This is a genomic window from Mycoplana rhizolycopersici, assembly GCF_013378445.1.
GTDB classification, from domain to species: Bacteria; Pseudomonadota; Alphaproteobacteria; order Rhizobiales; family Rhizobiaceae; genus Mycoplana; species Mycoplana rhizolycopersici.
The window spans coordinates 260,937-283,056 of record NZ_JABXYK010000005.1 but is presented as its reverse complement, the minus strand read 5'-3'; the positions used below and the strand labels follow the sequence as shown (position 1 = coordinate 283,056).

At 63.9% G+C, this 22,120-nt stretch carries 17 protein-coding genes; 8 read left to right on the top strand and 9 right to left on the bottom strand.

Going from position 1 to position 22,120, the window contains the following annotated elements:
• Positions 1–41: 41 nt before the first annotated feature.
• Entirely contained in the window at positions 42–404 is a 363-nt protein-coding gene (gene cpdR1, locus HV823_RS10660; protein ID WP_097137193.1) for a response regulator CpdR1, read from the bottom strand.
• 186 nt (positions 405–590) lie between these two features.
• Between cpdR1 and HV823_RS10655 the strand changes: the two genes are divergently transcribed.
• The gene (locus HV823_RS10655; protein WP_176949688.1) at positions 591–1,472 is read left to right on the top strand and encodes an N-formylglutamate amidohydrolase; all 882 of its coding nucleotides are present in this window, start codon (positions 591–593) and stop codon (positions 1,470–1,472) included.
• Positions 1,473–1,798: 326 nt separating this feature from the next.
• Complete coding sequence (hisN, locus tag HV823_RS10650) at positions 1,799–2,572, top strand: histidinol-phosphatase (RefSeq protein ID WP_176949687.1); 774 nt, start codon at positions 1,799–1,801, stop codon at positions 2,570–2,572.
• 86 nt (positions 2,573–2,658) lie between these two features.
• Here hisN and HV823_RS10645 read toward each other — a convergent pair whose 3' ends face one another.
• Complete coding sequence (locus HV823_RS10645) at positions 2,659–3,621, bottom strand: alpha/beta fold hydrolase (protein ID WP_176949686.1); 963 nt, start codon at positions 3,619–3,621, stop codon at positions 2,659–2,661.
• A gap of 424 nt (positions 3,622–4,045) precedes the next feature.
• On the opposite strand from HV823_RS10645, the gene HV823_RS10640 reads away from it, so the two are divergent.
• A complete protein-coding gene (locus tag HV823_RS10640) occupies positions 4,046–4,507 on the top strand; it encodes an Hsp20 family protein (RefSeq protein ID WP_176949685.1) in 462 nt (153 codons plus the stop codon).
• 88 nt (positions 4,508–4,595) lie between these two features.
• Here the strand turns inward: HV823_RS10640 and HV823_RS10635 are convergent, their stop codons facing one another.
• Complete coding sequence (locus HV823_RS10635) at positions 4,596–5,591, bottom strand: bile acid:sodium symporter family protein (RefSeq protein ID WP_176949684.1); 996 nt, start codon at positions 5,589–5,591, stop codon at positions 4,596–4,598.
• Positions 5,592–5,681: 90 nt separating this feature from the next.
• Between HV823_RS10635 and HV823_RS10630 the strand changes: the two genes are divergently transcribed.
• Positions 5,682–6,539 (top strand): LysR family transcriptional regulator, encoded by an 858-nt coding sequence (locus tag HV823_RS10630; RefSeq protein ID WP_176949683.1) that lies wholly within the window; start codon positions 5,682–5,684, stop codon positions 6,537–6,539.
• 3 nt (positions 6,540–6,542) lie between these two features.
• On the opposite strand, the gene HV823_RS10625 is transcribed toward HV823_RS10630, so the two are convergent.
• Positions 6,543–7,598 (bottom strand): threonine aldolase family protein, encoded by a 1,056-nt coding sequence (locus HV823_RS10625; protein WP_176949682.1) that lies wholly within the window; start codon positions 7,596–7,598, stop codon positions 6,543–6,545.
• 536 nt (positions 7,599–8,134) lie between these two features.
• Here HV823_RS10625 and gltB point away from each other — a divergent pair.
• Entirely contained in the window at positions 8,135–12,856 is a 4,722-nt protein-coding gene (gene gltB / locus HV823_RS10620; RefSeq protein ID WP_176949681.1) for a glutamate synthase large subunit, read from the top strand.
• Between the two features lie 183 nt (positions 12,857–13,039).
• Positions 13,040–14,497 carry a glutamate synthase small subunit gene (locus tag HV823_RS10615; protein WP_176949680.1) on the top strand — a complete coding sequence of 486 codons (1,458 nt, stop codon included), beginning with the start codon at positions 13,040–13,042 and terminating at the stop codon, positions 14,495–14,497.
• Positions 14,498–14,814: 317 nt separating this feature from the next.
• Here the strand turns inward: HV823_RS10615 and HV823_RS10610 are convergent, their stop codons facing one another.
• The 3 genes from HV823_RS10610 to HV823_RS10600 all read right to left on the bottom strand — a co-directional run bounded on the left by HV823_RS10610 (position 14,815) and on the right by HV823_RS10600 (position 17,804).
• Complete coding sequence (locus tag HV823_RS10610; protein ID WP_176949679.1) at positions 14,815–15,216, bottom strand: VOC family protein; 402 nt, start codon at positions 15,214–15,216, stop codon at positions 14,815–14,817.
• Between the two features lie 3 nt (positions 15,217–15,219).
• Complete coding sequence (locus HV823_RS10605; protein ID WP_176949678.1) at positions 15,220–16,434, bottom strand: SGNH/GDSL hydrolase family protein; 1,215 nt, start codon at positions 16,432–16,434, stop codon at positions 15,220–15,222.
• Between the two features lie 149 nt (positions 16,435–16,583).
• Positions 16,584–17,804, bottom strand: a complete 1,221-nt coding sequence (locus HV823_RS10600) for a lytic murein transglycosylase (protein WP_176949677.1) — start codon at positions 17,802–17,804, stop codon at positions 16,584–16,586.
• 202 nt (positions 17,805–18,006) lie between these two features.
• Here HV823_RS10600 and galU point away from each other — a divergent pair, with 202 nt between their 5' ends.
• On the top strand, positions 18,007–18,894 hold the full coding sequence (gene galU / locus HV823_RS10595; protein ID WP_176949676.1) for a UTP--glucose-1-phosphate uridylyltransferase GalU: 888 nt from the start codon (positions 18,007–18,009) through the stop codon (positions 18,892–18,894).
• A gap of 86 nt (positions 18,895–18,980) precedes the next feature.
• Here galU and HV823_RS10590 read toward each other — a convergent pair whose 3' ends face one another.
• Positions 18,981–20,456 (bottom strand): outer membrane beta-barrel protein, encoded by a 1,476-nt coding sequence (locus HV823_RS10590; RefSeq protein ID WP_176949675.1) that lies wholly within the window; start codon positions 20,454–20,456, stop codon positions 18,981–18,983.
• Positions 20,457–20,595: 139 nt separating this feature from the next.
• On the opposite strand from HV823_RS10590, the gene HV823_RS10585 reads away from it, so the two are divergent.
• Positions 20,596–21,591, top strand: coding sequence for a KpsF/GutQ family sugar-phosphate isomerase (locus HV823_RS10585; protein WP_176949674.1), 996 nt, complete (start codon positions 20,596–20,598; stop codon positions 21,589–21,591).
• A 69-nt stretch (positions 21,592–21,660) separates the two neighbouring features.
• Here the strand turns inward: HV823_RS10585 and HV823_RS10580 are convergent, their stop codons facing one another.
• Positions 21,661–22,119, bottom strand: coding sequence for an NfeD family protein (locus tag HV823_RS10580; RefSeq protein ID WP_176949673.1), 459 nt, complete (start codon positions 22,117–22,119; stop codon positions 21,661–21,663).
• Position 22,120 lies beyond the last annotated feature (1 nt).

The following is a 22,120-nucleotide window of genomic DNA, read 5'->3' as shown; positions in this document are numbered from 1 at the left end:
GTTCAAGCAGGGACGTCAGTTCGGAAGGCGGGCGGGCCGCCTCAGGCGGCCAGCATCTTGTTGACCTCGTCGACGAGGTCGCGCAGGTGGAAGGGCTTGGAAAGGACCTTTGCGTCCTTGGGGGCCTTCGAATCCGGGTTGAGCGCCACGGCCGCGAAACCGGTGATGAACATCACCTTCAGGTCCGGGTCGAGCTCGGTCGCCCGGCGCGCCAGCTCGATGCCGTCCATCTCCGGCATGACGATGTCCGTCAGAAGCAGGGAGAACGGCTCCTCGCGCAGCCGGTCATAGGCGCTCGCACCATTGTCGTAGGAAGTGACCTTGTAGCCGGCGCGCTCGAGCGCCTTCACGAGGAAGCGGCGCATGTCGTTGTCGTCTTCGGCGAGGAGGATCTTGGAACTCATGTGGTGGGGGCCGTTACTGCTGGTTGTCGTGCCTTTTCGGCGGTTCTGTCACGAAAAACGATTCGGGTAAAAATCCGGTGAACGGGATGACACCTGAATCGCTGCGTCGTCGCGACTATGGACACGGGCGCGCGCCGCTGGCAACATACAGCACGTCGCGATTTTGTCACATGGTAAAGGACCGCAATGGCCCCGGAATTCAGCGAGAAAGGCCTCTTCGAGGTTCTGGAGCCGGCTTCGCAGACCCTTCCGCTGGTGTTCAACTCCCCCCATAGCGGGCGTGCCTATCCACAGGGATTTGTCCGCGACTCGCGGCTGGACGCGCTTTCCATCCGCCGCTCGGAGGATCATTTCGTCGATGAATTGTTCCAGGCGGCGCCTGCGCTGGGTGCGCCGATGCTGCTGGCGCACTTCCCGCGCGCATTCCTGGACGTCAACCGCGAACCCTACGAACTCGATCCGCGCATGTTCGAAGGTATGCTGCCGCCCTATGCCAATGTCAGCTCGATGCGGGTGGCCGGCGGTCTCGGCACGGTGCCGAGGGTGGTTGCGGAAAACATGGAGATCTACCAGCGCCGCATGCCGGTCAGCGAGGCGCTCGACCGGATCGAGACCATCTACAAGCCGTATCATGCCTGCCTGCGCAGCCTGATCGTGCGCACGCATCTCCAGTTCGGTTTCGCCGTGCTCGTCGATTGCCATTCGATGCCCGGCAATATCCGCATTGCAGGCGGACAGCGGCCGGATTTCATCATCGGGGACCGCTACGGCACGAGTGCTGCCGGCGACCTGTCGCGCGCGGTGGTGCGCCTGTTCGAGGACATGGGCTTCGTCGTGGCGCGCAACAAGCCCTATGCCGGCGGTTTCATCACCGAGCATTACGGCCGGCCCGCCAAGGGGCTGCATGCCGTGCAGATCGAGGTCAACCGCGCGCTCTACGTGGACGAGACGACGCTTCAGAAGAAGCCGGAGTTCGAAGCGGTGCAGGCAGGCATCAGCTGGGCGCTTTTGCAGTTTGCGGGCTACGTCGAGAAATACGCCTCCGACAGCGCGCTCGCTGCGGAGTGATTTTCCTCAAAGCCGGGTCTGAAAAAGGAGGCTGCGACCGTTCCCCTACGGTCAAAAAAAACCGCGCTCGACGCGCGGTTAAGTCTAGGGAGGAAACACCCAAGGAGGGTATTACAGTCACGAGTGACTGTAGCTGAACGTTAATATTGCGCTGCACAAATGTCAAGCACTTCCGATCAGGCGCCATAAAATAGGCAATTCGCCGGATAGGTCCTGAAATTGGAGCGGGCCGCGATCCGTATTCCGGGTGAAGTGCGCCTGCGGTTCCGTTTTGTCGCGTCATGCTCTATGGACGTGCCGACCTCCAAGCCAACAATGAGAGTGCCATGCTTCCCGATCGCGCCTTCTTCGATCTACTTGCCGATGCCGCCAAGGCCGAGACGCTGCCGCGGTTTCGCGTCGGCGCCGACGTGGTCAACAAGGAGGCGAAGGGCTTCGACCCGGTCACCGAGGGCGACCGCGCGGCCGAGGCAGCGATCCGCGCGCTGATTGAAAAGCATTTTCCCGAGCACGGTATCCTCGGGGAAGAGCACGGGTCTGTCGGGCTCGACCGCGAATATGTCTGGGTCATCGATCCCATCGACGGCACGCGTGCCTTCATCTCCGGCGTTCCCGTGTGGGGCACGCTGATCGGGCTCTACCGCAACGGCCGGGCGGTGATGGGGCTGATCGACCAGCCGTTCACGGGCGAGCGTTATTTCGCCGACGGCACGCAGTCTCTCTACAGCGGACCGGAGGGCAGGCGGGTGCTTTCGACCCGGGCCTGCGAACGCCTCTCGGACGCCATCATGTTCACGACCTCGCCGCATATCTTCGACGCGGCCGATCGCCCGCGCTATGATGCGGTGCAAGACAAGGTCCGCCTGTTCCGTTATGGCGTGGATTGCTACGCCTATGCGCTTTTGGCGGCCGGTCATGTCGACCTGGTGGTCGAATCCGCGCTGAAGGCTTACGATGTCGGCGGGCTGATCCCGGTCATCGAACAGGCGGGCGGCATCATCACCGACTGGGACGGTGGCCGTGCCGAAATGGGGGGGCGCGTCATCGCCGCGGGCAGCCGCGCAGTGTATGACGAGGCGATGGCGCTGCTGCGCGGCTGATGCCGCTGCCGAGGCTCGATGCCCGCCCGTTCTTCAACTTCGGTCTCGCCTGCGCCACTTGCCCCCGTCACTGGGCTGATGCCGCCTCAGGCTTCGAGCGCTCCGTGTTCGGCCAGGCTTCCGGGGATGAAGGCCTCGATCGCAGCCATGGCCTGCGCGCGATATCGGTCGGCCTCGCTGAAGAGCTCATGGCGGGCGCCGTCGATCTCGATCAGGCGGCCGGCGCGAAATTTCCGGGCCAGATCATTGATCGCGGCGCGCGGCACGATCGGATCTGCGGTAGGGCACAGAAGCAGCGTCGGGATGCGGATCCGCGTCAGGTGCTCCTGGCGGGAAACGCGCGCGATGGCGCCCAGCGTTTCCTTCAGCCAGCGCGCCGTCGGCTGGCCGAGGTAGAGATCGGGAAAGGTGTCGCAGATCGCCTGGTTGCGCTCGTAGCGGCGGCGGTCGGCGGTCAGGACGTTGCCCTCGAAGGGCTGGGCTGACGGGTGCTTGCGGAAGGTACGCCCGCCGAGGAGGAAGAAGCTTGCGGTATTGGCGATCATGGTGATCGAGCGCTGGCTCATGATCTGCCCGGCCAGCGCCACGAACGGTGCCGCAAGCGCCATCCGGTCGATGCGGTTTTCCAGCTCCGGCGCCTGCGACAGGGCGACGAGCGCGCCCATCGAATGGGCGACGATATAGAAGGGCAGGCGGGTATCGGGAAGCACGACCTGCTCGAGAAACTGCTTGAGGTCGGCCTCGTAGTCCGAGAACCGGGCCACGTGTCCGCTCCTTTGGTCGTTGAGCATGCGTCCGGAGCCGCCCTGGCCGCGCCAGTCGAAGGTTGCAACCCATAGGCCGCGGGCGGTGAAATCCCGGATCGTCTCGAAATATTTCTCGATGGTTTCGCTGCGGCCCTGCAACAGGACGACCGTGCCCTTGGCCTCGCGCTCGGCCGAGCGGAACACCGCATAGCGGATCTTCACGCCGCCCTTGCCTTCGAAAAAGCCTGCGAAGTGGTTGTCGGGAACGGGATTGTCGGGAGTGGCGTAGAGCAGTTCGTCCATGTCCGGCCTGGTTTGGCAAACGATCGTCTGCAAAGGGTAGGGACTCGGGTTTGCGCCGTCAAAAGAAAAAAGCCGGCTGCGCGGGACGCGGGGAACGTCTGCGCACGCCGGCGAATTTGGCCGGGGTGGAAGGGACGTTTCACCCCGGCCACGAAAGGTTCGCTTTCGATGATCCTGTTCTAGACGGGGCTGCCTGAACGCAAACGGAAGGGCGCGTTCATGGCGCATTCAGCCGAAAGGCAAATGATTCCGCGGGGCCTTGAAGCTGCAAAAAGGCGTCACCATCTGGATGATGCGGGCGCCGGAAGGGTCCGCACGAGGCAAGCACAGCCAAACGGGGTGCTGCTTCCAGCAGCCGGGCCGCCGCCTTTTGAAATCGGTTGCGGCTCATTCGACAGCAACTCGTCGCTCACAGGAGGACACCATGCGTCATTTCGATTTCTCCCCCCTTTATCGTTCCACGGTCGGCTTCGACCGCCTATTTACGATGCTCGACAGCCTCGGCCAGCCGGACCAGGGCCAGAGCTATCCGCCCTACAACATCGAGCGGACCGGCGATAACGCCTACCGCATCACCATGGCCGTCGCCGGCTTCGACGAAAGCGAGCTTTCCATCGAGGCGCGCGAGCACGTGCTCACGGTCAAGGGCGAAAAGGCCGACGAGGCCGCAGACCAAGCCCAGTATCTCTACCGCGGCATTGCGAAGCGTGCGTTCGAGCGTCGTTTCCAGCTTGCCGATCACGTGGAGATCCGCGGCGCGCAGTTGAAGAACGGCCTGCTCCACATCGATTTCGTCCGCGAGATCCCGGAAGCCGCCAAGCCGCGCAAGATCGAGATTTCCCCGGTCGCCCGCGAGACCAAGCAGATCGAGGCCCAGACCGCCTGACCTGCCGCCTGACCTTCGGTCGCGGATGACTGAAAATGCGACGGCGCCCGAGAGGGCGCCGTTTCTGTTTGTCTTTCTGTCTCGCTTTTCAGGCCGCGGCAGCAGCGGCTGCCAGAGCTTCCTTCTGCCGCCGACGTTCAGCGTACTTCTGGGCGATGACGGCGCAGGCCATGAGCTGGATCTGGTGGAACAGCATCAGTGGTAGCACGATCGCGCCGATTGACTGGCCCGCAAAGATGGCGTTGGCCATGGGCACGCCGCTGGCGAGCGACTTTTTCGAGCCGCAGAAGACGATGGCGATCTCATCCTCCTTGGAGAAGCCGAGCAACCGGCTGCCGAAGTACGTGATCAGCAGCACGGTGACGAGAAGGGCGATGTCGACGACGACGACCGTTGCGATGTCTGTCGCCGAAAAGGCCTGCCAGATCCCCTCGACGACGGCCTCGGAGAAGGCCAGGTAGACGACCATCAGGATCGAGCCGCGATCGACCGGCGAAAGCAGCTTCTTCTTCGCGCGTATCCAGTTGCCGATCCAGGGCTCCAGAAGCTGGCCGAGCAGGAAAGGCGCCAGCAGTTGCAAAAGGATCTGTTGCAGTGCTGCCCAGGAGAAGCCGCCATGGCCGCCGACCGACAGGAGCAGGCCGACCAGCAGCGGCGTCAGGAACATGCCGAAGATGTTGGACGCGGACGCCGAGCAGATCGCCGCCGGCACGTTGCCGCCTGCCATGGACGTGAAGGCGATGGAGGACTGCACGGTCGAGGGCAGCACACACAGAAACAGGATGCCGAGGTAGAGCGGCTGGGGCAGGTAGCTGTCGGGGATGTAGCCGATCGCAAGCCCGAGCAGCGGGAAGACCGCGAATGTGGTCAGCAGGATCACCAGATGGAGGCGCCAGTGCAGGATGCCGGCCACCACCACGCCGCGCGACAGGCGCGCACCATGCAGGAAGAACAGCAGGGCGATCGCTGCGTTGGTGGCGATGCCGAAATAGTCGGCGGCGACGCCGTGTACCGGCAGCAACGTTGCCAGGATGACGGTGCAGACCAGCATGATCGTGAACTGGTCGGGCAGAAATCGCTTCATGGTCGGGACCCTTGGAAAATCGCGGGTTTACTCCTCGCCCATCATGAAACAGAATGCAAACACTAACAGTTATCACGAATTTGGATAACCATGCTGAACCTGACCCACCTGAACAGCTTCGTCATGCTGCGCCAGACCGGAAGCTTCACGGCAGCGGCCGCCCGCCTCGGTGTGGGCCAGTCGACGGTGACGCAGCACATCCAGCGGCTGGAGAAGTCTCTGGGTTGCCAGCTCGTCCTGCGTGACACGCACCAGGTGCGGCTGACCGGCGAAGGGGAGGCACTTCTTGGCTATGCGCAGGGGATGCTGGAGCTGGACGGCAAGGTCACGGCACTTTTCGGTGAAGGGCGGCTTCGCGGGCGGCTGCGGCTCGGGGTTTCCGAAGATCTGGTAGCCAACCGCCTGACGGCCATTCTGGAGGATTTCGCCCGCCTGCATCCGCTGGTGGATCTGGAGCTGACGGTGGCGCTCAGCGCCGTGCTCTACCAGATGCAGGACGTAGGCGAACTCGATCTGGTGCTGGCCAAGCGGCATCTCGGCGAAACCCGCGGCCAGTTGCTCTATCGCGAGCCTCTGGTCTGGCTGGCGCGCGATCCGGAACTGATCCTGTCACGGGGCGGCGCGGTGCCACTTTTGACGTTTCCCGCCCCCAGCATCACGCGCAGGGCTGCGCAGGAGGCTTTGGACCGCGGACAGGTCGCCTGGCGGATCGTGTGCACCTGCGGCAGCCTGAGCGGGCTTACGGCTGCCGCGCGCGCCGGCATGGGTGTCCTCGTCCAGCCGCGCAGCATGGCGCCGCAGGGCTTGAAGGAGTTCACCGCGGGGCGGTTGCCCCGGCTGGACGACGTGGAGTTCGTGCTGGTGCCGAGCCGCAACGCGGATGCTGCGCTGACGGCAGCGCTTTCTCGCCTGATCGTTGCGCGCATCACGCCGTCCGCCCATCAGTGAGCGTCATTCCGCCGTGCAGATCGAGAGGAAGCCATCCACCTCTCGAGCGGTCGTCGCATAACTCGTCACAAGCCGGATCATCGTCTCGTCGGCTGCGAGTTCGTCCCTGATCGCGGCGGTTGCGGGCCAGTCGTAGAAGATGGCCCCCTGATCCCGCAGCGCCCGAAGCTTTGCGTTATTGAGGATCGCGAAGACTTCGTTGGAGCCCGTCGGCCAGGCGAGCCGCGCGCCCCGCGTAGAGGCAAGCCCTGCGGCCAGCTTCGACGCCATGGCGTTGGCGTGCCGGGCAAGCTCCAGCCACAGCCCGTCGCGCAGATAGGCATCGAACTGGGCGGCGATGAAGCGCGATTTCGAGAACAGTTGCGCGGAACGCTTGCGCAGGTAGTGCATCTCGCGGGCGCGGCCAGGATCGAACAGCACCAGCGCCTCGGCGCACCAGCAGCCGTTCTTGGTGCCGCCGAACGACAGGATGTCGACGCCGCGCTTCCAGGTCATTTCGGCCGGCGTCGCACCGAGCGTTGCGAGCGCATTGGCAAATCGGGCGCCATCCATATGCAGCGGCAGGCCCGCCTTGTGTGCGACCTCGCCGATGGCGCCGATCTGGTCCAGCGAATAGACGGTGCCGGCTTCCGTCGCCTGGGTGATCGTGACCGCGACGGGCTGGCCGCCATGGACGACGTCTGGCGGGAAACGGGCGATGGCTGCCGCCAGGGCGTCGGGTGCCATCCTGCCCTGCGAACCCGCCACCGGCACGAGCTTCGCCCCGCCGGAGAAGAATTCGGGGGCATTGCACTCGTCCATGTTCACATGCGCTTCGGGATGACAGAAGATCTGGCCGCCGGGGCGGCTGTAGCTTGCAAGGGCCAGCGAGTTGGCCGCGGTGCCGGTGCCGACGAAGAAGACTGCGACATCGCGTTCGAAGATTTCGCCGAAGCTGTGCTCCACCTTCTTGTCGAGTTCGCTTGCGCCATAGGCCGGGGCGTGTCCCTCGGCAGCTTCGGCAAGGCCGCGCACGATGTTCGGATGGGCTCCGGCCCAGTTGTCAGAGGCAAAATGCATGTGAAAGATCCCGGTTGCGCCGGCTCCGCTTCTTGTGGATGTCGGGCGACCATATCCCAGCGCTCCCCTCGTGCAACCCGTTTGGCGGGGTCGGTGGTGCTGTTGAAGATTTTGTAATTAAATGACGCATGTATCATCATTTTTGTAAGAAAATTACAAAAGCCTTGAAGGGCTGGCAATCTTTCGTCCCGCGATGTTATTTATTTGTCCTGGCGCCCTTGCGACAGTTCTGTCTTTCTGGCATAGAGCCAATGAAATAGGACAGTCTTGCTGTCCTATTTCGGTCAGGGGGCCGACGAAAGCCGGTATTTCGCCTAAGTGCGATGCCGGCGGATGTGCCTGCGGAGCGGATCGAATTTCGATCGGCAGGTCGGACGGGGCGGTCACTGATGTCGAAGCCTTGTCGGCCGGGCGTCATTTGCCGCTGATAGGGTTCATGCAACGAACATGCCCGCGGGGCCGGATTGCAAGGAAGCAGCCGGTCGGCACGCGGGCAAAAGCCTGCCCGCAGTATCCGGGCCACAGGAGGGAAGACGATGTCGGATTTCGCATCGAAGAGTTTTGGTCCTGACCGCGCGCAAAAGGCTGCGACGGACGCCAAAGCGACGGCGCGACGAGCCGGTCTTCCCAAAAGGCAGGGTCTCTATGATCCGCGCAACGAGCATGACGCCTGTGGCGTGGGCTTCGTCGCCCACCTCAAGGGACAGAAGTCGCACCAGATCGTCCGCGACGGCCTCTTCATGCTCGAAAACCTCACCCACCGCGGTGCGGTCGGCGCCGATCCGTTGATGGGCGACGGGGCCGGCATTCTCGTCCAGATTCCGGATCGCTTCTTCCGTGAGGAAATGGCCAAGCAGGGGATCACCCTGCCGAAGGCCGGCGAATACGCGGTCGGGCACATCTTCATGCCGCAGGACGAGACGCTGATCGCCCATTTCAAGAAGGTGATCGCCGATGTCGTCGCTGAAGAAGGCCAGGTCCTGCTCGGCTACCGCGACGTGCCGGTCGACAACTCATCCTTGTCCAAGGCGCCCGACATTGCCGCGACCGAGCCGCGCCATGTGCAGATCTTCGTCGGTGCCGGGCGCGAGGCTGCGACGACGGCCGAATTCGAGCGCCGCCTCTTCACGCTGCGCAAGGTGATCTCCAACCGCATCTATGACGAGTACGAAGGCGAGGAGAGCGGCTTCTATCCGGTATCGCTGTCGTCTTCGACGATCGTCTACAAGGGCATGTTCCTGGCTTATCAGGTCGGCGCCTACTACAAGGACCTCGCCGACCCGCGCTTCGAAAGCGCCGTCGCACTGGTGCACCAGCGCTTCTCGACCAACACCTTCCCGTCGTGGAAGCTGGCCCATCCCTACCGCATGGTCGCCCACAACGGCGAGATCAACACCCTGCGCGGTAACGTAAACTGGATGGCTGCCCGCCAGGCTTCGGTTTCCTCGCCCCTGTTCGGCGACGACATCACCAAGCTCTGGCCGATCTCCTACGAGGGGCAATCGGACACGGCCTGTTTCGATAACGCGCTCGAGTTCCTGATCCGCGGCGGCTATTCCATGGCGCATGCGGTGATGATGCTGATCCCGGAAGCCTGGGCTGGCAACCAGCTGATGTCTTCCGAGCGCAAGGCTTTCTACGAGTACCATGCCGCGCTGATGGAGCCGTGGGACGGCCCTGCCGCCGTGGCGTTTACCGATGGCAAGCAGATCGGCGCGACGCTCGACCGCAACGGCCTGCGTCCGGCCCGCTACATCGTTACCGACGATGACCGCGTCATTCTTGCCTCCGAAGCCGGCACGCTGCCGGTCAAGGAAGAGAACATCGTCCGCAAGTGGCGCCTGCAGCCGGGCAAGATGCTTCTGATCGACATGGAGAAGGGCCGCATCATTTCCGATGAGGAAGTGAAGCACGAGCTGGCCGCCAAGCATCCCTACCGCGAATGGCTGGACAACACCCAGCTCATTCTCGAGGACCTGCGGCCGGTCGAACCGCGGGCGCTGCGCCGCGACGTGTCGCTGCTCGACCGCCAGCAGGCCTTCGGCTACACGCTTGAGGATACCAAGCTCCTGATGTCGCCGATGGCGACGACCGGGCAGGAGGCGATCGGCTCGATGGGCACCGATACGCCGATCTCGGCGATGTCGGACAAGACGAAGCTGCTCTACACCTATTTCAAGCAGAACTTCGCGCAGGTCACCAACCCGCCGATCGACCCGATCCGCGAAGAGCTGGTGATGAGCCTCGTCTCCTTCATCGGACCGCGGCCGAACATTCTCGACCACGAGGGTGCTGCGCATGCCAAGCGCATGGAAGTGCGCCAGCCGATCCTGACCAACGGCGACCTGGAAAAGATCCGCTCCATCGGACACACCGAGGACCGTTTCGACACCAAGACGCTTGACTTCACCTATGACATTTCGCGCGGCGCCGAAGCCATGCCGGAGATGCTCGACCGGCTGTGCGAACGGGCGGAGGCTGCGGTCAAGGGCGGCTACAACATCATCGTGCTCTCCGACCGCCAGATCGGGCCGGACCGCGTCGCGATCCCGGCGCTGCTGGCAACGGCTGCCGTCCACCATCACCTGATCCGCAAGGGGCTTCGCACCTCCGTCGGCCTCGTGGTGGAAACGGGCGAGCCGCGCGAAGTGCACCATTTCTGCCTGCTAGCCGGCTATGGCGCGGAAGCGATCAACCCTTACCTTGCCTTCGACACGCTCACCGACATGCACAAGAAGGGCGAGTTCCCGAAGGAGGTCGACGAGAGCGAAGTCGTCTACCGTTATATCAAGGCGGTCGGAAAGGGCATCCTGAAGGTCATGTCCAAGATGGGCATCTCGACCTACCAGTCCTATTGCGGCGCGCAGATCTTCGACGCGATCGGCCTGTCGTCGGAGCTGGTCGACAAGTACTTCTTCGGGACAGCCACGACCATCGAAGGCATCGGCCTTGAAGAGATCGCCAAGGAAACGGTCGCCCGCCACAAGGCCGCCTTCGGTCGCGATCCGATCCTTGCCAACACGCTCGAGATCGGCGGCGAATATGCCTTCCGCATGCGCGGCGAGGATCACGCCTGGACGCCCGACGTCGTCGCCTCGCTGCAGCACGCCGTGCGCGGCAACGCACAGGATCGCTACAGGGAATTCGCCGAAATGGTGAACGCCTCGGCCCTGCGCATGAACACCATCCGCGGCCTGTTCTCGCTCAAGGATGCGGCCGCCTGGGGCCGCAAGCCGATCCCGGTCGAGGAAGTCGAATCCGCAGCCGATATCGTCAAGCGCTTCTCGACGGGTGCCATGTCCTTCGGCTCGATCTCGAGAGAGGCGCACACCACGCTTGCGATTGCCATGAACCGGATCGGCGGCAAGTCGAACACCGGCGAGGGCGGCGAGGAAGCCGACCGTTACACCCCGCTTGCCGACGGTTCGATGAACCCGGAGCGCTCGGCGATCAAGCAGGTCGCTTCCGGCCGCTTCGGCGTCACCACCGAATACCTGGTCAATGCCGACATGCTGCAGATCAAGGTGGCGCAGGGTGCCAAGCCCGGCGAGGGCGGCCAGTTGCCCGGCCACAAGGTCGATGCGACGATCGCCAAGACCCGCCACTCGACGCCCGGCGTCGGCCTGATTTCGCCGCCGCCACACCATGACATCTATTCGATCGAAGACCTGGCGCAGCTGATCTACGATCTGAAGAACGTCAACCCGCAAGCCGACGTCTCGGTCAAGCTCGTTTCGGAAGTGGGCGTCGGCACGGTCGCCGCAGGCGTCGCCAAGGCGCGCGCCGACCACATCACCGTATCCGGCTTCGACGGCGGCACCGGCGCCTCGCCGCTGACCTCGCTGAAGCATGCGGGGTCGCCCTGGGAGATCGGCCTTGCCGAGACCCATCAGACGCTGGTGCTGAACGGCCTGCGTTCGCGCGTTGCCCTGCAGGTCGACGGCGGCCTGAAGACCGGCCGCGACGTGATTATCGGCGCGCTGCTCGGGGCCGACGAATTCGGCTTTGCGACTGCACCGCTGATCGCGGCCGGCTGCATCATGATGCGCAAGTGCCACCTGAATACCTGTCCCGTCGGCGTCGCCACGCAGGATCCGGTGCTGCGCAAGCGCTTCAAGGGCACGCCGGAGCACGTGGTCAACTACTTCTTCTTCGTCGCCGAGGAAGTGCGCGAGATCCTCGCCTCGCTCGGAGTGCGCAAGCTCGACGAGATCATCGGCCAGTCCGAACTTCTGGAGAAGGAACGGCTGATCACCCACTGGAAGTCGCAGGGTCTCGACTTCAGCCGCATCTTCCACAAGGTCGATGCGCCGAAGGAAGCGACCTACTGGACGGAACGTCAGAACCATCCGATCCACGACATTCTCGACCGCACGCTGATCGAAAAGGCTATGCCGGCGCTCGAAAGCAAGACGCCGACCGCCTTCGAGGTGGACATCAAGAACGTCGACCGTTCGGTTGGCGCGATGCTGTCCGGCGAGGTCGCCAAGCGCTACGGCCACAAGGGCCTGAAGGACGACACGATCACGGTTCGCCTCAACGGCACGGCCGGACAGTCGTTCGCAGCCTTCCTGGCGCGCGGCATCACCTTCGACCTCGTGGGCGCTGGCAACGACTATGTCGCCAAGGGCCTGTCGGGCGGCCGGATCGTCGTCCGTCCGCCGGAAACCTCCAAGACGGTTGCGGCAGAGTCCATCATCGTCGGCAACACCGTGCTCTACGGCGCGATCTCGGGTGAATGCTACTTCAACGGTGTGGCCGGCGAGCGCTTCGCCGTGCGCAACTCCGGTGCCGTGGCGGTCGTCGAGGGCGTGGGCGACCACGGCTGCGAATACATGACCGGCGGTGTCGTCGTCGTCATCGGCCAGACGGGCCGCAACTTTGCGGCCGGCATGTCGGGCGGCGTCGCTTATGTGCTGGACGAGGAAGGCGATTTCGCCCGCCGCTGCAACATGGCGATGGTCGAGCTGCAGCCTGTCCCCGAAGAGGATGACATGCTGGAGAAGCTGCACCATCACGGCGGGGATCTGATGCACAAGGGGCGCGTCGACGTCTCCGGCGACATGACGCGGCACGACGAGGAGCGGCTGTACCAGCTCATTTCGAACCACCTGCACTACACCGGCTCGAAACGCGCCAAGGACATCCTGGACAACTGGGCGGATTACCGTCCGAAGTTCCGCAAGGTCATGCCGGTCGAATATCGGCGCGCGCTCGAAGAGATGGAGCGCATGAACTTGGCCGAAGCGGCGGAATGAATGGCCGGGCGGCCATCATTCATCGGGTGGTTTCAGTCGGCATCGCGGCCGCCGTCCCGGCGGCCGTCCTCTGGGTGAACGGCGAAATCGGTTTGGAATTCATCGTACTGGGCACGGCAATCGGATTTGCCTACTGGTACTGGGGACCCTCGGTCCCCCCGCTATGAAGTGAGGATTAAGCTCGTGGGTAAGGTTACAGGGTTTATGGAAATCGATCGGCAGGTCGCAAAGTACCAGCCGGCGTCGGATCGCATTCGCCACTTCCGCGAATTCACGATCCCCATGTCGGACCAGGAAGTCCAGAAGCAGGCGGCGCGCTGCATGGATTGCGGCATTCCCTACTGCCATGGCCCGACGGGATGTCCGGTGCACAACCAGATCCCGGACTGGAACGACCTCGTCTACAACGGCAACTGGGAACTGGCGATCCGCAACCTGCATTCGACCAACAACTTCCCGGAGTTTACCGGCCGCGTCTGCCCTGCGCCTTGCGAGGAGGCCTGCACGCTGAACCTGGAGGACATGCCGGTCGCCATCAAGACCGTCGAGCAGGCGATCGCCGACAAGGCCTACGAGATGGGCTACATCGTGCCGCAGCCGGCGACGGTGAAGACCGGCAAGAAGGTTGCCGTCATCGGCTCGGGGCCTGCCGGCATGGCGGCCGCACAGCAGCTGGCGCGTGCCGGCCACGAGGTGCACGTGTTCGAACGTGAATCCAAGCCCGGCGGCCTGCTGCGCTATGGCATTCCCGACTTCAAGATGGAGAAGAACTTCATCGACCGCCGCGTCGAGCAGATGCGCGGCGAAGGCGTCACCTTCCATTGCGGCGTCAATGTCGGCGTGGACAAGAAGATGGACGAACTTCTGAGCGAGTTCGACGCCGTACTTTATTGCGGCGGTTCGGAGACGCCGCGCGACGCGGGGATTCCGGGCGTGGAATTCGCCGGCGTGCACGATGCGATGCCCTACCTCGTCCAGCAGAACCGCCGCGTCGGCCGCGAGAACGTCGATAGCGTCGGCTGGCCGTCAGACCCGATCCTTGCCGGTGGCAAGCATGTCGTCGTCGTCGGTGGCGGCGACACGGCGTCGGACTGCGTCGGCACCGCCTTCCGCCAGGGGGCCGTGAAGGTCACCCAGCTCGACATTCGCCCGCAGCCGCCGGAAAAGGAAGACAAGCTCGCCGTCTGGCCGTTCTGGGCGACGAAGATGCGGACTTCGTCCTCGCAGGCCGAAGGCGCCGTGCGCGAATTCCAGGTCGGCACGCTCGAATTCGTCAGCGACGAGGACGGGGTTCTGACGGGCGTGAAGTGCTGCCAGGTGGACGATCGCCGCAAGCCGATCGCCGGCACGGAGTTCATCATCAAGGCTGACCTCGCCTTCATCGCCATCGGCTTCCGCGGCCCCTTCACCGACAGCGTCTTGAAGGACCTTGGCGACCGGCTGACGATCCATACCGACAAGCGCGGCTCCTCCAATGTCGTCGCCAGCGAGCGTGACTACAAGACCTCGGTCGACAAGCTGTGGACGGCAGGCGACATCCGCCGCGGCCAGTCGCTGGTCGTCTGGGCGATCCGCGAAGGCCGCCAGGCAGCGCGTGCGATCGACGAAGAGCTGATGGGCTCGACCACGTTGCCGCGCTGAGCGAGCGGACAGGCCAGCCCTCGAAAGATTAGACCCCGCAGTGCCCCGGCCTGCGGGGTCATGTTTTTGTGGCGGTCAACTTGTCACCCCTCATCCTCGGGCTTGTCGCTGGATCTGACCACTTGGCCTCCACGGCACTGCCTCTCCCGGGTCGCCCTCTCCATTCCGTCATCCCGGACTTGATCCGGGATCCAGCGGCGCCGCGTCTGCGGCACGGAAAAATGTTTTATCGCACAAGGACTTGTGCGACTGGATGCCGGATCAAGTCCGGCATGACGGAGAGAGAGAGAGAGAGAGAGAGAGAGAGCGGGCTGCTTTCAGCTGGCAAACGCAACCAGATTGCCATCCGGATCGGCGATGATGATCGTCTTCGTGCCCCATTCCTCGGTGCGCAATGGCTGGTGGAACAGGGCGCCGGAGGCTTCGAACTCCGCGGCCAGCAGCTGTGCGTCCTCCACGACGATCGTGGCGCTCAGCGCATCTTCCTCGCGGGCGCGGAATTCGGAATCAAACGGCATTCGATCCACATGGCGCAGGTTCAGCTGCACCCCGTCGCGGTAGACCTGGGCATAGTAGGGCGGGTCGCCATAGACGAAGGCGACGGTGAAGCCGAGCCTTTCGCTATAGTAGTCGCAGGCCGCCTCGATGTCGCTGACATAGAGTTGCGGTTCGACGGCGAGGAATGTCGAGCGGCCGGAGGCCGCATTGTCATCTGCCATGTGTCAGTCCTGTTTGGCGGAAGCCAGCGGCGGCGCGATCGCCGGGCGCAGCTTGTTCATCCTGAAATCGTCCACCCGGCCGGCCGGTGCCTCGGCGAATTCGCCCTTTTCCACCATGCGGTCGCGGGGGCTGCGGCCGCTTGCCTTGTCGGGAGCCGCACCGCCGAGCAGGACGAGGCCGCCGTCGAGCGTGGGGTCGGTAAGGCTGATCGGCTGGGTCTTCAGGATGTCGGCCGGGTCTGCAGGGGCGCTCACCAGCTGGTCGGAGACCGCTTCGCCGCCCTGCGGCTGTCCGTCGATCGTCATTGCGTCGCCGAGGATCCGGCGGATGTCCTTTTCGACATAGAAGGCGAGCTTGCGCTTGCCGGCCTTGGTCATCGAGACGCCGTCGGAACCGCGCAGGCGAACCTGCTGGCCGTTGATGTCGGAGCCGGTCACGACGTATTTGCCGTCCTCGTCGACGAAGCCGTCCCAGATATCGACAAACGTGCCGCCGACCTTTTCCACGGAGGCGCGATAGACCGTGTTGAAGGCGGACATGTCGGCCGTCATCGAGGCCGTCTGGAAGGCTGGCATGCCGACCCACAGAAGCGGCACGTTCTTCGCGCGCACGTCGGCTGCAAGCTTCGAGACGCGCTTGTCGTATTCCGTTGTCCAGGCGTCGCTGCGGAATTTTTCCTTCACGCCGCCGATGGTCATCATCTGGCGGTCGTTCGCCCCGACGCTGAAGACGACAACGGCCGGCTTGACCTCGTCGATCATCGCCGGCAGTTCCTGCTCCCAGTTGAAGTAGTCCTGCCGGACGAGGCCGGACGAACCGTTGGCGCGTGCGTCGATCGTCACGCCCGGCATCTGTGCGAAAGCCTCGGTCAGGCCGTCACCGATGCCGCTGGCGACGAAATCGCCGACGACGAGAACCTTGCGGGCGTCGGCGAGCTTTTCCACGGCAAGAGGGGCTACGGATGCTGCCACCTGGGGCGCCTTCGCCTTTGGTTTCGGCTTTTCGTTTCTGGCCTGGGAACGCCTGGGCTGCGGACGCTGCTGCAATTGCGGCTGCTGCTTTGCCAGCGGCCTGCGGCGAAAGCCGCCGAAAAGGAAGTCGAGGACGGAGCGCCGCTGAACGCGTTCCTGCGCCACCGCATCCGAATAGACGGCCGCCGGCGGCACGGCCATGGCCAGGCAGGTCAGAAGCAGCAGCAGGTGGCGAACACGTCCCATCAGCGACGGGGCTCCTCTGGCGGTCGGGGCACGATCCGACGTTGTCATGGCGCGATCATGGCAAATTGTGCCTGATCAGGAAAGCGCCGTCGCTCAAAACGACGGGCGCCGTTTGGCGCCCGCGGTCCGCATTGTCTGTTTTTGGCGGATTACTTCCGCAATGCCTGCAGCAGCTGGGTGCTGGGCTGGCCGTCCGCTGCCAGGCCAAGGCGGCTTTGAACGGCCTGGATGGCGGCCTTGGAGCCGGAGCCCAGGTTGCCGTCGACCTCGCCGTCATAATAGCCGAGCTCCTTGAGGCGCGACTGCAGCTCGAATTTCTCCGTGATGTCGAGCGTACCCTCCGGGCGCGGCCAGCGCTGCTTGACCCCGCCATAGCCGGCGAGCTGATCGGCCAGCATGCCGACGCCCATGGCGTAGGAATTGGAGGCGTTGTAGCGCTTGATGACGAAGAAGTTGCGGGTCATCAGGAAGGCCGGGCCGCTGGCGCCGGCCGGCATCAGCAGTTCGGCACGATCGCCGCCCGCCTTGAAGCCGCTGCCGCTCGGGCGCTTGAAGCCGAGCTTCTGCCACTGGGCCAGCGTCTTGGTCTGTCCCTCATAGGCGCTGCCGCCGGACGGGACCACGACCTCGTAGCCCCAGGTCTTTCCGGGCTGCCAGCCGTTCTTTCTCAGGAGGTTTGCCGCGGTCGCAAGCGCGTCCGGCACCGAGTTCCAGATGTCGCGGTGACCGTTGCCGTCGGCATCGACCGCATAGAGTAGGTAGCTGGAGGGTATGAACTGGGTATGGCCCATGGCGCCCGCCCAGGAACCGGTCATCTCGGCGGCCGAGATATCGCCGTTCTGAATGATTTTCAGTGCGGCGATCAACTGGGTGCGGGCAAACTTGGCCCGTTTCGGGTCGCCGTAGGCAAGCGTCGCAAGCGCGCGCGGCACATAGTGCAGCCTGTCTTCCTTGGCCAGGACGGCGCCATAGTTCGATTCCATCGACCAGATGGCGAGCAGCACGTTGCGATCGACGCCGTAGCGCTTCTCGACGGCGGCAAGCGTGCGCCCGTATTTCTGGGCCATGTCCTGACCGATGCGGACGGTGTAGGGGTTTACGCGGGAATCAAGATAATCCCAGATCTTGTGCTTGAATTCCGGCTGGTAGGCCGCCTTTTCCAGAACCTCGCGGTCAGGAGTCTTGACGCCCCTGAAGGCCTGTTGGTACGTCGATTTCGAAATGCCGCTCTTTGCTGCCGTCGCATAAAAGTTGGCGATCCATTGCTGGAAGCTGGCGTCAGCACGCGCGGCGGTCGGAGCGAGCAACGTGGCGGAGACAAAGAGGGCGAGAGCAGAGCGGAGGAGCCTGGACTTACTAAGCTGAAACATCGGTCGTTGGTTCCGTCTTTCGAAATTTCGACAGGGCGGAGCGGAAAGCTTCCGGTGGAAAGCCAAGCTTACAGACATGAAGTCAACAAATTCTTTACCATGGAATTCTCTGCGCGTCTCTCTTTGCAAATTGATAGCAAATTGAAACTAATGCACGACATGACATGCCCGCGATGAATGTGGGCTCACAACGAGGTTTATGATGGCCGAAAAACGCAAGGTTAGAAAAGCAGTGTTCCCGGTTGCGGGACTTGGGACCCGTTTCCTTCCCGCCACCAAGGCGGTGCCGAAGGAAATGCTGACCGTCGTCGACCGACCAGTGATCCAATATGTCGTCGATGAGGCACTCGAGGCCGGCATCGAGCACCTGATCTTCGTGACCGGCCGCAGCAAGGCTGTCATCGAGGACTATTTCGACATCCAGGTTGAGCTGGAGCAGACGCTGCGCCAGCGCAACAAGGCTGCCGAGCTGACGCTTCTGGAAAGCATTCTTCCGGTCGCCGGCTCCACCAGCTTCACCCGCCAGCAGGAGCCTCTCGGGCTTGGCCATGCCGTCTGGTGCGCGCGCGAGCTCGTCGGCAACGAGCCCTTCGCCCTGCTTCTCCCGGACATGATCATGAAGGCGCCGAAGGGCTGCCTCTCGGGCATGGTCGAACTCTACGAGCATGATGGCGGAAACGTCATCGCCGTTGAGGAGTGCGCGCCGGATCAGGCCCACAAGTACGGTATCGTTGGCGTCGGCGAAAAGGTCGGCGAGGGGCACCGGATCACGCAGATGGTCGAAAAGCCCGCGCCCGGCACTGCGCCGTCCAACTTCTTCATCAACGGACGCTACATCCTGCAGCCCGAAATCTTCTCGATCCTCGCCACGCAGGAGCGCGGCGCCGGCAACGAGATCCAGCTGACCGACGCGATGGTCAAGCTTCTGAAGGAACAGCCGTTCGCCGCCTATCAGTTCCGCGGCGAGACCTACGACTGTGGCGCCAAGGACGGCTTCATCCTCGCCAACGTGGCTTTTGCGCTGGCGCGCGCCGATATCCGCCCGCTGGTGGATGGCCCGATGCAGGCGATGTTGAAGAACCTCGGCTGAGGTGAAATCCGGTTCCGCGCCCCAATTCGCGTTTTGGGCGCGGAACCTTGCCCGGCTATCGTTTTCCTCTTCCGGCCGGTGCGCCGTCAGCGGCGCAGCACCAGTCCCAGGCCGGCGCGGGTCACGCCCGTGTCCGCCGTATTCTTCTGCGTCGTCAGCTCGTAGGAAACATCGCCGCTGAGCGCCAGATAGCGATTGAAGTTCCAGGCCAGCCCCGTTCCGACGATGTAGACGTTCTGGTTCGACGACGAGGACGTCGGGAAATCGCGCCACTCGTAGGAACCCGTCAGGCGGGCCACGAGATTGCTGCGCACTTCCTGGGTGATTTCCGTGCTGGCGAGATAGGAAATATAGCCGCTTTCGCCGGGCGTGGTGGACGGCTCGATGGCGGTGCGCAGGCCGAGATTGACATTGGTGCCCCGCCGCGGCGACCAGTCGACCGCGCCATCGGCGGCAAAGGCGTCGATCGCCTTCAGCCGTTCGTCGTCGAAAGTCTGACGGTCGAAGCCGAGTCCGATTTCGCCGCGCAGCTTCTCGCCGAGATCGAATTCGAGCCCGGCGCGTCCGCCATAGAGATCGCCGGAGCGCGCGTAGCCGGACGAATCGCGTTCGTCGTCGTAGCGCACACGTCCCCCGGAAGCCTCCACGAAGGGAATGAGGGCCGGCGAGATCTCGTAGCCGATCCTGGCCGTCAGGATGCCGGTCCAGGTGTTGCGGTCGCTCTGTGACAGCTCCGATCCGTCGGAGAGCTTGACGTCGCCATAGGTCTCCCGGTCCACCGTTGCGCCGAGCGTGCCGCGGATGAGGCCGAAATTACGCTGGATCCGCGCGCCGCCAGTGTAGTTCTGCACGGCCGATTGCACCTGCGCACCGGAGACCGCGTTCGGATCGGCCATGTCCTCGCGTTCGAGGCTGTAGCCGGCGGTCAGGTTGGCGGTCGTCTCGCCGGAGAGGTCCAGCCGCAGGTCGGCGCCGATGTTGACTTCCGGCTCGGTGTTGTCGTTGCTGGAGAAGTTGCGTTCATAGGTGCCCGCGCCGTCGATCGTCAGTTGGTGGCGAGACCAGTCCGACGTCAAGGATCCCCGCAGCGTCGTGGTCGAAAAGCTGCGCGTGTCCGTCTCGTCACCGCTCTTGGTGCGCTCGTACCCGACGCCCTGTTCGAGGGCGGGCCGCAGCAGGAAGGTGCCGAGCATGATGCCTGAGGGCTCTTCCGAATAGGGCAGGGATCCGTTGCGGAAACCATCTACCGATGAATTCGGCATGTTCTGGCGGGCGGCCTCGGTGATTGCCTCGCTCGAAGCCATGCCTGCCTCCGGCGCCACGGGGGCGGACGGCGCGGGCAAGCTGTCGGAAGCGCCTTGTGGCGTAGCGCCGGCGGCGGCATCCAGCGCCTGCAGGCTTGCGTCGCTCGGCACCGTTTCCACGCCCGGATTGCCGGGGGCAGCGTCCTGCGCCAGCGCCTGCGGGGCGACAAGAAGGGCCGCAGCCAGAAACGCGCCGACCGCTCGTCGCGGTGGCGCGTCTGGTCGCACCCGGATTTTCTTGTCGTGCTGGTATGCCATGGCGATCGCAATGATTTTGAATTCCTAATCGAAGGTAAACCGATCTGGTTAACGTTCGGTTTCCGGGTGCACACACTGTGTGACTGCTGTCGATTGTCCGTGAATGGACACGGAAAGGCAAAAGCGCTAACAGGCAGCCATGATCAAAAGACAAGCTCTCGTGGAAAGCAGCGGCGCGATCGCTTCTGCCATCCGAACCGTTGAAACCGAGCGCGCCGGCCTCGACGCGCTTTCGCGTGCACTCTCCGGCTCGCTCTATAATGCGTTTTGCGAGGCGGTGCGGACCATTGCCGAGGCCCGGGGACGGGTGATCGTCACCGGCATCGGCAAGTCCGGGCATATCGGCTCCAAGATCGCGGCGACCTTCGCCTCGACGGGCACGCCGGCCTTCTTCGTCCATCCGGTGGAGGCTAACCACGGCGACCTCGGCATGATCGCCTCGGACGACGTGATCCTCGCCATGTCCTGGAGCGGCGAAAGCTCGGAACTGCAGGGCATCGTTTCCTATTCCCGTCGGTTCTCCATCCCGCTGATTGCAATCACCTCCGGCGAGCGTTCGGCGCTCGGCCGCGAATCGGACATCGTCCTGCTGTTGCCGAAAGAGCAGGAGGCCTGCCCGCACGGGCTGGCGCCGACTACCTCGACCCTGATGCAGCTTGCGCTCGGCGATGCGCTGGCCGTAACCCTGCTCGAGGCGCGCGGCTTCACCGCCACCGACTTCAAGACGTTCCATCCGGGCGGCAAGCTGGGCGCGAGCCTGACCCATGTCGGCGACATCATGCATAGCGGCGAGAACATGCCGCTCGTGCCACTCGGCACCACCATGCCGGCGGCCGTGCTGCTCCTTTCGCAGAAGCACTATGGTTGCGTCGGCGTCGTCAACGACAGCGGCAAGCTGGTCGGCATCGTCACCGATGGTGACATCGCCCGCAACCTGTCGCGCAATCTCGCCGAGCTGAATGTCGATGACATCATGACGCGCGCGCCAAAGACGGTTCGTCCGACAACGCTTGCGACGGCCGCGCTCGGTCTCTTGAACCAGCACAACATTTCGGCCCTGATCGTGACCGACGAGACGTCCACGCCCGTCGGCATCGTTCATTTCCACGATCTGCTGCGGATCGGGGTCGCCTGACCCGTCTACCCTTGGACATGATCGATCCCGCCGTCTGCGAAAGCTGCGGTGGGATTTTCGTTTCTGCGTTCAGACCTGCTCGACCAGCAGGTCGCGGCCGGTGCTGGATACGACGCGCACGCGGGTGCCGACCGGAAGGTCCGGCCCCTGGACCGTCCAGAACGTGTCGTCCAGGCGAATGCGACCGCGCCCCTCGGTGATCGGTTCCTGCAGCGTCGCGGTGCGGCCGATGAGGCTCTGCCCGCGCAGGTTCAGGAACGGCTCGTCGGTCTTCTGCGCGTTTTTCGCAACGAGCCGGCGGCCGAGGAGAACGGCAACGATAGACAGGGCTGCGAAGACCAGCCATTGCAACTGCCACGCCCACCATGCGCTTTCCCACAGAAGCAGCGACAGCGCACCGGTGACGATGGCGGCGATGCCGATCCAGACGAGGAAGACACCGGGCATCAGCACTTCGAGGATGAGCAGAACGATACCCAGCACCCACCATGCCCAGGGGCCGAGTTCGGCTGCGATACGGGCGACCATG